This is a genomic window from Roseobacter sp. (genome assembly GCF_024639605.1).
GTDB lineage: Bacteria > Pseudomonadota > Alphaproteobacteria > Rhodobacterales > Rhodobacteraceae > Roseobacter.
In genome coordinates this window covers 1-10,502 of sequence record NZ_JAHEHZ010000122.1, presented here as the reverse complement: position 1 = coordinate 10,502, position 10,502 = coordinate 1, and the positions used below count along the sequence as shown (strand labels likewise).

The 10,502-nt window shown below is 61.1% G+C and carries 9 protein-coding genes and 1 pseudogene; 4 read left to right on the top strand and 6 right to left on the bottom strand.

Going from position 1 to position 10,502, the window contains the following annotated elements; genetic code table 11:
* The first annotated feature begins 112 nt into the window (after positions 1 to 112).
* From Q0M35_RS14270 to Q0M35_RS14260, 3 genes are read left to right on the top strand one after another with little or no spacing between them, the layout of a single operon-like run.
* Complete coding sequence (locus tag Q0M35_RS14270) at positions 113 to 1,027, top strand: dynamin family protein (protein WP_295316449.1); 915 nt, start codon at positions 113 to 115, stop codon at positions 1,025 to 1,027.
* A gap of 24 nt (positions 1,028 to 1,051) precedes the next feature.
* Positions 1,052 to 1,414, top strand: coding sequence for a hypothetical protein (locus Q0M35_RS14265; RefSeq protein ID WP_295316447.1), 363 nt, complete (start codon positions 1,052 to 1,054; stop codon positions 1,412 to 1,414).
* Complete coding sequence (locus tag Q0M35_RS14260) at positions 1,414 to 2,145, top strand: hypothetical protein (RefSeq protein WP_295316445.1); 732 nt, start codon at positions 1,414 to 1,416, stop codon at positions 2,143 to 2,145. Before Q0M35_RS14265 ends, Q0M35_RS14260 begins: the two co-directional genes overlap by 1 nt.
* A gap of 17 nt (positions 2,146 to 2,162) precedes the next feature.
* Here the strand turns inward: Q0M35_RS14260 and Q0M35_RS14255 are convergent, their stop codons facing one another.
* Positions 2,163 to 5,219: an efflux RND transporter permease subunit gene (locus Q0M35_RS14255; protein WP_295316443.1), complete on the bottom strand. Its 3,057-nt coding sequence runs from the start codon at positions 5,217 to 5,219 to the stop codon at positions 2,163 to 2,165.
* Positions 5,220 to 5,223: 4 nt separating this feature from the next.
* On the bottom strand, positions 5,224 to 6,468 hold the full coding sequence (locus tag Q0M35_RS14250; RefSeq protein WP_295316441.1) for an efflux RND transporter periplasmic adaptor subunit: 1,245 nt from the start codon (positions 6,466 to 6,468) through the stop codon (positions 5,224 to 5,226).
* 212 nt (positions 6,469 to 6,680) lie between these two features.
* Here Q0M35_RS14250 and Q0M35_RS14245 point away from each other — a divergent pair, with 212 nt between their 5' ends.
* Positions 6,681 to 7,049, top strand: coding sequence for a VOC family protein (locus tag Q0M35_RS14245; RefSeq protein ID WP_295316439.1), 369 nt, complete (start codon positions 6,681 to 6,683; stop codon positions 7,047 to 7,049).
* A 15-nt stretch (positions 7,050 to 7,064) separates the two neighbouring features.
* On the opposite strand, the gene Q0M35_RS14240 is transcribed toward Q0M35_RS14245, so the two are convergent.
* From Q0M35_RS14240 to Q0M35_RS14225, 4 genes and pseudogenes are all read right to left on the bottom strand, one after another.
* Positions 7,065 to 7,310, bottom strand: a complete 246-nt coding sequence (locus Q0M35_RS14240; protein WP_295316437.1) for a MoaD/ThiS family protein — start codon at positions 7,308 to 7,310, stop codon at positions 7,065 to 7,067.
* A gap of 4 nt (positions 7,311 to 7,314) precedes the next feature.
* Positions 7,315 to 9,558 carry a xanthine dehydrogenase family protein molybdopterin-binding subunit gene (locus Q0M35_RS14235; protein WP_295316435.1) on the bottom strand — a complete coding sequence of 748 codons (2,244 nt, stop codon included), beginning with the start codon at positions 9,556 to 9,558 and terminating at the stop codon, positions 7,315 to 7,317.
* A 1-nt stretch (position 9,559) separates the two neighbouring features.
* Entirely contained in the window at positions 9,560 to 10,036 is a 477-nt protein-coding gene (locus Q0M35_RS14230; RefSeq protein WP_295316433.1) for a (2Fe-2S)-binding protein, read from the bottom strand.
* 4 nt (positions 10,037 to 10,040) lie between these two features.
* Positions 10,041 to 10,502 (bottom strand): annotated as a pseudogene (locus tag Q0M35_RS14225) (xanthine dehydrogenase family protein subunit M); the annotation flags it as partial.

Genomic DNA, 10,502 nt, shown 5'->3' with positions numbered 1-10,502 from the left:
TTGCAGCGTCTTTGCCTTGGTGCCGGAGAGGCCGACCGCGTGGAACAGCTCGAAGATATCCTCAAAGAGCTCAAAGTTTATGCCGCGATGCCCGATATGGAGCCGGCAGACCATGGATGACCTGACACCCCGAAAGCTGAACGGCGATGCGGCGGCCCCGCGTCCGCGCCTGGCCCTGATGGGAGAGTTCAGTGCCGGCAAAAGCACACTGACCAACATCCTGCTGGGCTCGGCCCCCCTGCCGATGAAGGTGACGGCGACCCGGCTGCCCCCGGTTCTGATGACCTATGGTCCGCCCTCCGCGCACGCGGTGGATATGGACGGCAACCGCATTCCGTTTGATCTGAAAGACCTCAACAGCATCTGCCTTGATGAGACCCAGCACATCCATCTGACGATGGAAGCTGATACGCTGATGCTCTGTGATCTGATTGACATGCCGGGGATTTCCGATCCCAACATGCCCACCGACATGTGGGAAACCGTTGTGGGAGAGGCCGATCACGTCGTCTGGTGCACCCATGCCACGCAGGCATGGCGCCAGTCAGAGGCTGCGATCTGGGAAATCCTGCGTGACTGTACGCGTGGCGAGAATATTTTGCTGATCACACAGTTCGACAAGCTGCGCACCGAACGTGACAAAGACCGAGTGCTCCGGCGGGTCCGCCGCGAGACGGATGGCCTCTTTTCGGCGGTCTATGCGGCATCGCTGCTTGATGCGCTGAACGCTGACGACGATCTGGACATCTGGCAGACCAGCGGTGTCGCACCTTTCTGCGAGCATCTGATTGAGCTGCTGATGAAATCCGGCGGCGACCGCAGCGCCGATGGGGCGGGACACCACAGCGAGGCTCCGGCGGATTTTGCACGGGCCGTCCCTGTAAAGGACTACTTCTTTGACGAGCCCGAAGACGAAGCCCCGCTGCCCGACGGACACGTACAACCCCGGCGGGTGCGCGCGAGCGATACGTCCGGACGGCGCCGCCCCGATGCCCGCCCTGACCGTGATGTGATGGCCGGCGAATAACGCCCAGTACAGGAAAACAATATCATGGACATGAAGGACAGACTGGACGCACTGCGCAGCACAGCAGAGCAGAGCGACCTTGCCGCCTATACCGACCTTGGAGCAGGCCTTGTTCTGAGCTGGAGCAGCGCCGTACCCTGCCCGCGCGAAGCCCTCGACAGCCTTGCCGCCCGTGCCACGGCGTGTTTTGAGCTCGCCGGCGCGATCAGCCCCGGGCACGCGCCTGCCGCAGCGCTGCATTTCACCGCCCGCCGCACCGAAGCTTACGGCCGGCCCGGGTCGCAGGGCGACGAGGCCATCTGCCTTGCTGCACCCGCATCAGGCGACGCCGCGATGCTGTTGTCCTGCGTCATCACCGATCCGCAGATCACAGGGGAGCAGATCTGATGCCCGCACCACAGACAGACAGCATTTCTGACGCAGCCCTGCCGGGTCTTCTCGCGCGCCTTGGCAGCGCTGAGGCGGCACGGATCCTGCCCCGGGACAAAACCGCAGCACTGGAAACACTGCTGCGCGAGATCAACGAAACCGTGCTGCCCCGATCCCTGAAGCTCAGTGCAGGCGGCGTTCAGCTTGGCGCGCTCGACGTCGCAAACCGTCGGCTTATTGCAGCCGGGCTTGGCGATGACGCGCCCGGAGACACGGACGTGACCACGCTTGCGGGCGTTCTCGGTCTGATTTGTGAGACTGGCGAAGAGGTCACTCTGACCAGCGCCGGACGTACCGGGACGTCGGTCGACCCCGACGGCGGAGCCTCAGTGCCTGCCCTGCGTATGGCTCTCGCCGGGCGCCACCAGACAGGCGGTGCTGCCGTGATGTCGGACATTGTAGCAGCGGAAACAGTTGCCTTGACGAACTGGAACGATCTGACAGAGGAGGCCAGTGCAGGATGTTCAGGCGACCCCGCGTGGTTCGCCCGGCTGGAGGCATTCGTGGCCGGTATGCGTCGCGGGCCTGCCGGCGGTGCCGATGGCGGGCTTCTGGTGCCCCTTGCAGACGACCTGACCCTCATCGCCTGTGGCGATGCCCACGAAGGCGTTGCTGCCGTCATGGCATCGGCACCGGCGCTGCAGGCAATGCAGTTGTGGCAGTCTGTGATGGGCGCGCGCTCGGACTGAGCAGCAGCCCGGCGGTCTCACTCCGGCGCGACCCCGGCATTCGTGCCCGGGCTGATGCGGAAAAAGACCGTATACAGTACCGGGACCACGATCAGGGTCAGCAACGTGGCAAAGCTCAGACCGCAGATGATCACCACCGCCAGAGATTTGAAAAACGGATCCCAGAGCAGCGGGATCACCCCGAGAACCGTTGTCAGCACACCCAGCGACACCGGCCTTACACGACTGACCGCGGCATCAATGACGGCCCGCATGCGTTCTTTGCCGGCGCCGATCTGACTGTCGGTCTCATCAATCAGAACGATGGCGTTTTTGATCAGCATACCCGCGAGCGAAAGGATCCCGAGGATGGCCATGAATTCAAGCGCCGTCCCGCTTAGCGCCAGCCCCCAGATCACGCCGATCAGAGCCAGCGGGACGGTAAGCCAGATGATCAGCGGCTGGCGGACCGCGTTAAAGAGTAAAAGCACTACCACGACCATCGCGCCGATGCCGACTGGCATGGTCGCGGCAAGGCCCTCGTTGGCCTCGCTGCTGCTGCCGTATTCGCCTTCCCAGGTCATCCGGTACCCGGGCGGCAGCGTCATCGCGTCAACCGGGCCCCGCACCGCCTCAAAAAGATCCCCTGCCAGCATGCCCTGCGGCGGATCGGACTGTGCGGTGATCGCGAGGCTACGGTCAAAGCGGCGCAAGCGGCTGTTCTCAAAGACCAGCTCAAACCGGTCCACGACCTGAGCGATCGGCACATAAGCCCCGGCCGAATTGCTGAAAATCTGTACATCCGGCAGTTTGGCGGCATCATCGCGCGCCCGGCCAAAGGGCCGCATCACAATCGGGCGAAGCTCTTCCGCTTCGCGGTAAATGCCGATCTGAGTGCCGACAAGATGACCGTTCACAGCCGTCAGTATATCCCCCTGAGAGAGCCCGAGCCGGCGCGCGTTTTCGATATTGATCACCGGCCGGATCACCGGGCGCATGGCTTCCCAGTCATCTTTGATCGCAATTGCGCCCTTCTGTGCCATGACTTCTTTGGCAGCCCCCGCAAGCTCGCGCAGCACCACGGCATCCGGGCCGTAAAAACGGGCTTCAATCTTGGCGCCGCCGCCCGGACCAAGCAGGAATTTCCAGACCTTTGCGTTGCCGGCCGGGAAGCTTTCATCAATCCAGCTCTGCATCTGCGGGATCAGATCCGCGATGTGCCGGTATTCCTCCACATCCACCAGGATCTGGCCGTATGCCGAGCTTGGATCACCCGCCTCATAGGTCAGCATGAACCGCAGATGTCCGCCGCCGACAGCTGTGTTTGTACCCGTGACCCCCGGCAGACTGCGCGCGTGCTCAGAAATCTCCGTCATGTGCTGGCGGGTCAGTTCGATGTCCGCGCCTTCGGGCAGGAAATAATCCACCACGAACTGCGTACGTGTCGAAGCCGGAAAAAACCCGGGCGGCACCATGGAGAACATCGCAACCGCCGAAGCGAAGAGCCCGGCCACGACAGCGATGGTGACCCAGCGGATGCGGATCGCGAGATGCAGAAACCGCCGGTAGCCGCGCAGAATGAAGTTCTCACCCTTTTCCTCAGCCTTGCCTGGTTTCAGCAGCAGCGTGCAGAAGTATGGCGTGAGCCAGATCGCGACAAGCCAGGAAAAGAGCAGCGCAATGCTGACCGTCCAGAACAGACTGCCCGCGTATTCACCTGTATTGTCCGGTGAAAACCCGATCGGCGAAAAGGCCAGAAAACCTACGATCGTGCCCCCGAGCAAAGGCCATTTTGTCTGGTTCACAACGGCAATGGCGGCGGGTGCGGGGTCTTCGCCCTTCTGCACCCTTACAAGCGTGCCTTCGACCACCACAATGGCGTTATCCACGAGCATCCCGAGCGCAATGATCAGCGCTCCGAGCGAGATCCGCTGCATATCGAGCCCGTAAAAATACATGCCCAGCAGCGTGCCCGCCACGGTTACAAGCAGGATCCCCCCCATCAGTAACCCGGAGCGCAGCCCCATAAACACCAGCAGCGTGCCCACGACAATCGCCAGCGCCAGAACCACGTTCATCACAAAGTCATTGACCGAAACGCGCACAGAAGATGACTGATCCGATATGGTTTCGATTTCAATGCCGATCGGACGCTCGGAGATCAGCGCATCCATACGCGCTTTGACTTTGTCGCCCATGGTCACAACATTGCCGCCGATGTTGTTTGAAATTCCCAGTCCGATTGCCGGTTTGCCATTGCGGAAAAGCATGCTGGTGGGCGGATCTTCGTATCCGCGCCGGATGGTTGCGATGTCACGCAGCCGGAATGAGGCCCCGTTCTGCGGATTGACCAGCACAAGGTTTTCAATCGCCTCGATGGAATCGACGGCCGCCGGCGCGCGTACGGTGAGGCGCGCCGGTCCTGCACTGAGCGACCCGGCGGGCGTCACCAGGTTCTGACCTTCCAGCAATCCTGCCACTTGCGCAGGCGCAAGCCCCAGTTCAATCAGCCGGGCGGGTTCATATTCGACATAAATGACCTCGTTCTGCACGCCGCTCAGCACCACCTTGGACACGCCTTCGACGATCACAAGTTCACGCTGCAGGTCCTTGCCGTATTCATAAATCTCAGAGAGCGAATACCCCTCTCCCGTGATCGCAAAATACAGCGCATAGACATCGCCGTAATCGTCAAAAATCTGACTGGTAAGTGTATTGGGCGGCAGAGAGCTCTGTACATCGCTGACCTTGGCGCGCATCTGGGTGAATTTCTGCGCAAGCTGATCCCGGTTTTTGGTCGAGGCGATGGTAAATTCGACCGTCACCTGACTGCGCCCGGACATGGAAATCGATTTTACCTGCTTGACACCGGCCAGCTGCTGCAGGGCGTTCTCGACAACCTCGGTGACCTCATCCGCCACCTCCTCAGCGCTCGCGCCGGGATAGGGTGTCACAATCTGAGCTGTGCGGATGATAAACTCCGGGTCCTCAAAACGCGGCAGCGCCGTATAGGCGAAATAGCCGCCAAAAAGGATCAGGATCGTTGCAAGCGCCGAGATAAGGCGCTTTTCAATGGCAAAGCGGGCAAGATCCATATGCTCAGTTCCCGATCTGCGTAACCGGACGGATCACCGCCCCTTCGCGCAGAAAGGTCACGCCGGCGGTCACGATCCGGTCCCCTGGTGAAAGACCGTCGCGCACCACTACGTTTTCGCCGGTAATATCTCCGGTTGAGACCGGACGGGCCGTTACCGCATTGCTGTCAGGGTCCACGATCCAGACGAAAGCAGCACCGTCACCAGACGCAGTGACTGCCGAGAGCGGGACCGTGATGGCATCCGGCACAGCCTGCCGGGTGCTGACCACGACGGTACCCACCATGCCCGGCAGCACCTGCGCGCCCTCGGGCACGTCGATGGAGACGCGCGCGCGGTAAGTCTGTGTACCGATATCGGCCTGCGTCGAAAACTCGACCAGTTCCGCTTCGATGAGTGCCCCGGGGCGCGCTTCAAGCAGAACGTGCGAGCGCACTTCCTCGCCGCTGCTCCAGATCAGAACATCCGGACCCGGCACGTCAAACGCCAGATGGACCTTTGCCAAAGCCTGCAGCAGAACAACCGGACTGCCGGCAGAAACATTGGTGAAATTATCGATATCGCGACGCGCGATTACCCCGTTGAAGGGCGCGCGCAATGTTGTGTCGCTGAGGTTGGTACGGGCCGTTCGCGCCTGACTTTCCAGCCCGCGGATAATCGCTTCCTGACCAGCGATTTGTTCTTCCCGCCCGCCGGCCACGCCGATTGCTAGCTTTTCAACCGCCGCCTGATATCCGGCTGCTGCCACATCGGCTGCTGCGCGGTCCTGGTCAAGACGTGCTTTGGAAACGACGCCGCGCGATTCAAGCTCGCGGGTCCGCTCAAGCTGCTCTGCGGACTGGTCAAGCTGCGCCTTTGCGGCTGCAACATCCGCTTCCAGTGCCGACACCTCCTCGTCACGCGCACCTGCACGCAGTTCTTTGAGTTGTGCGGCGGCCTGATCTATCTGGCTTTCCAGCTGCGCGACCGCCTCTTGGAAAGGTTCCGGATCAATACGGGCAATCACATCCCCGGCTTTTACATTGTCCGCTGCCCGCACCGGCAGCTCGATCACTTCGCCGGACACTTTGAAGGACAAAATGGCCTCCTGCGAAGACAGCACAATCGCAGGATAACGCCGCTCGACCCTCTGCGGGCTTTCGGCGACGGTCATGACACGTGCCGGTCGCGGAACCAGTTCGACACTCTCCTGAGCGCAGGCAGCCATACCCCAGACAAAACAGAATATGGTGCAAAACATAATTTTCATGTGATGGCTCCCCGGGCGCTTTGTCATAAGACATATCCGCGGGGCTTTGTGAGGGACAGAGTTTTCTGGGCAACCGCCGGCGCAATCAGACGATCGTCTAAGCGCGCGACACCGGTGCACGGTCCGACCGGTCAGGCCCGGCGAGCAGCGATCTGATTGCCCGCACCCCGGTTCGTGGCCTACACTGTGCTCAAAGACGGAGGAAAGACGGCATGATTACAGCACTGGACCATGTGAACCTGCGCACCACGGACGCTGACGCACTTGCAGCCTGGTATGAGGATATTCTCGGCCTGACGCCCGGCCCCCGCCCTGATTTCGGCGTTCCGGGTGTCTGGCTTTACATCGGAGATACCGCAGTTGTGCATCTGATCGAGACGAAGGCCGCGCTGACCAGAAACGAAACCTCGCTGGAGCACTTCGCTTTTCGTGCCACCGGTCTGACCGGATTCACGGATAAGCTTACGGCATGCGGGATACCGTTCGAGTTCCGAAAGGTGCCGGGTACCCGGATCACTCAGGTCAATCTGGAAGACCCGTCCGGCACACACCTGCACGTCGATTTCGACGGAGAAGACTGACCGCACGGGCAGGAATCAGCCACCGACCATATAGGGCATCAGAACGATCTCGTTCTCGGCGCTGACCGGGGTGAACCAGGCGTCACGATAGATCACACCATCAAGCGAAAATGACACACCGCGTTTGATCTGCGGCACAAGCCCCGGGTGTTTTTCCGCAAGCGCATCCAGCAGTTGCTTGAAGTTCGTGGCTTCAACCTCCACGAACTCCTCGCCATCCGCCATGCTCCGCAGCGACCCCCAGAGCTTGACCCGCACCATGAGATCAGCCTTTCTGCGACATCGCTTTCAGCAACCGTGGCGGCGACATCGGCAGTTCCGTCATGCGCACGCCGGTGGCCCTGGAGACCGCGTTTGAAATCGCAGCGAGCGGCGGCACAATCGGCGTCTCGCCCACACCGCGCACACCGTAAGGATGGCCAGGGTTGGGGATCTCCAGAATGACCGTTTCAATCGAGGGCAGGTCCGAGGCGACCGGCACGCGGTAATCGAGAAAGCCTGGGTTCTGCAGGCGTCCGTCCTCGCCATAGATATATTCTTCGTTGAGCGCCCAGCCGATGCCCTGCACGGCACCGCCCTGCATCTGCCCTTCGACGTAATCGGGATGAACCGCTTTGCCCGCGTCCTGAAAGATCGTGTAGCGCAGCACTTTGGTGGTGCCGGTCTCAGGGTCGACTTCGGTATCCACAAGATGAACGCCAAAACTGACGCCTGCGCCATCGGCATTGACCTCAAAGTGACCGGCAATGGGCCCCCCGGTGTTGTCGGCAGTTGCCGCGATCTCGGCTATGCTCATCGGTTCGAACTCACCCGCATTGGGCCCTGAAGGTTTGGCATATCCGTCCTCCCAGACCACCGCCTCTTCGTCGATGCCCCAGATCTTTGCCACCCGGCTGCACATCTCCCGGATGGCCGCACGCGCAGCTTCTATGGTGGCCAGCCCGACCGCAAATGTTACCCGGCTGCCATCAGTTACATCATTGAAACCAATAGAGTTTGTATCGGTGATCACGGTTCGGACCCGGTCATAGGGAATGCCAAGTTCCTCAGCCGCCATCATGGTGATCGATGCGCGCGAGCCACCGATATCGGGGTTGCCCTCGACCACGCCAACGGTGCCGTCAGAATTGAGGTTGAGCGACACACAGGTATTGCCACCGAAATTGAACCAGAAGCCGCAGGACAGCCCCCGCCCCTGATTTTCACCCAAAGGTGCGGTGTAATGCGGATGCTCTTTTGCTGCCTCCAGAGTGGCCATCAGACCGATCTCGTTGAACGTGGGACCATAAGACGACAGCGTGCCTTTGCGCGCGGCGTTCAGGATGCGGGTCTCCAGCGGATCAAGCGACAACTCCTGACAAAGCTCATCCACCACGCTTTCGACCGCATAGATCGCCATCGGTGCGCCGGGCGCGCGATAGGCCACCTCTTTGGGCCGGTTGGTCATCACGTTCCAGCCCAGCGTCTGCACGGCGTCCAGATCATAAGCCGCGAACGCCGCCTGTGCGCCGAATTCGACCGTGCCGCAGGGAAACGCGCCGCCCTGATAGCGCAGACGCGCCTGACCCGCTGTAATACGCCCGTCGCTGGTCATGCCGATTTTCACGTCGATGGAAGAGGAAACAGTCGGCCCGGTGGCGCGGAAAACCTCTTCGCGGCTCATCACAACTTTCACCGGCCGGCCGGATTTGCGCGACAACGCCAGCGCCACCGGTTCGATGAAAACGGTTGTCTTGCCGCCGAAACCACCGCCGATTTCCGAAGCTGTGACACGCAGGTTGCTCGCTTCCATGCCCATCAGTTCCGCGCAGATCGTGCGCACGTTGAACTGGCCCTGGGTACAGCACCACAGATCACCGCGCCCGTCGGGTCCCACAGAGGCAAGGCAGGCATGCGGTTCAATATAGCCCTGGTGCGTCGCTGCCGTCTTAAAGGTGCGCTCTATCACTTTGTCTGCGCGGGAAAATCCGGCATCCGTATCACCATGGCCAAACTCGAAATGGCTGGTCACGTTTTCTGAGAAATCCGCGCCAACTGTTTCATCCGAGCGACCGGACTGGACCACCGGTGCGCCGGGCTTCATAGCCTCATCGACATCCGTAACGTGGGGCAGAACTTCGTATTCGACCTTGATGAGGCGGATCGCTTCACGGGCCACGGATTTGTCCACCGCGGCCACAGCCGCAATCGCGTGACCGTCATAAAGTGCCTTGTCGCGTGCCAGACAGTTATCGGCGATATCGGCCAGCCCCTCATCGTCGGGCCGCGTCAGATCAGCCGAGGTAACCACCGCTTTCACGCCTTTCAGCGCTGCCGCCGCAGAAGTGTCTATTGAGACGATCCGCGCATGCGCATGCGGGCTGCGAAGGATGCGGCCATGCAGCATGCCAGGTGCTGTCATATCGGCGCCGTAAAGCGCCTTGCCGGTGACTTTGTCGATGCCGTCGGGCCGTGCGACACGGGTTCCGACGATCCTGAATTCACGTTCGCGTCCTGCGTCAAATGCCATGTTACGCGCTCCTCATCTCAGCGGCGGCAACCTGTACCGCCTGAATAATCTTATCATACCCGGTGCAGCGGCAGAGATTTCCCGCCAGCCAGTACCGGATTTCGGTCTCAGACGGATCGGGGTTTTTCTCCAGTAAGGCTTTTGCCGCCACCAGAATACCAGGCGTGCAGATGCCGCACTGAAGGGCTGCTTTTTCGATAAATACGCGCTGCAGCACATGCAGATTATCGCCGGCTGCCATACCCTCAATGGTTCCGATTTCGGCGCCATCGGCTTCGGCACCAAGCACCAGACAGGAACAGACAAGCCGCCCGTTCAGCGTCACACTGCAGGCCCCGCAGTCGCCTGTGCCGCAGCCTTCCTTGGCCCCGGTCAGCGCCAGTCTGTCGCGCAGCACGTCGAGCAGGGTTTCATCGGGCGCACAGACAAATTCCGTTTCATCGCCGTTGATGGTCGTTGAGATATGCATCTTTTTCATAGGATCAGCCTCCTGCGCGTGCGTAAGCGGTGCGGGCGGCGCGTTTAGCCAGCACACCGGCTGTTTTCGTCCGGAATTCAACCGTGCCGCGTTTGTCCGAAATCGGGCTGCAGGCGGCTTCAACCGCCGCCACGAGAGCGGCAACCGCATCGTCATCAAGCTTTGTGCCGATGATGGCTTTGCCGGCGGCTTCAACCAGCCTGACGGTCGGTGCCACAGCCCCCAGAGCGACACGAGCGGCGGAAATCCCACCGTCCTCATCAAGCTCGAGGCTGACCGCAGCCGATGCGACAGCAATGTCCATTTCAGTGCGCGGGATAAACCGCAGATAGGCATCCCCTGCCCGCTCCGGGCGCGCCGGCAGGAAAACCGATGCAACGATATCTCCCTTTTCCAGCGTCGTCTTTCCCGGTCCGCTGGGGATATCGGCGACGGGGCAGTCGCGGGTGCCGCCGGTGCCCTGGAT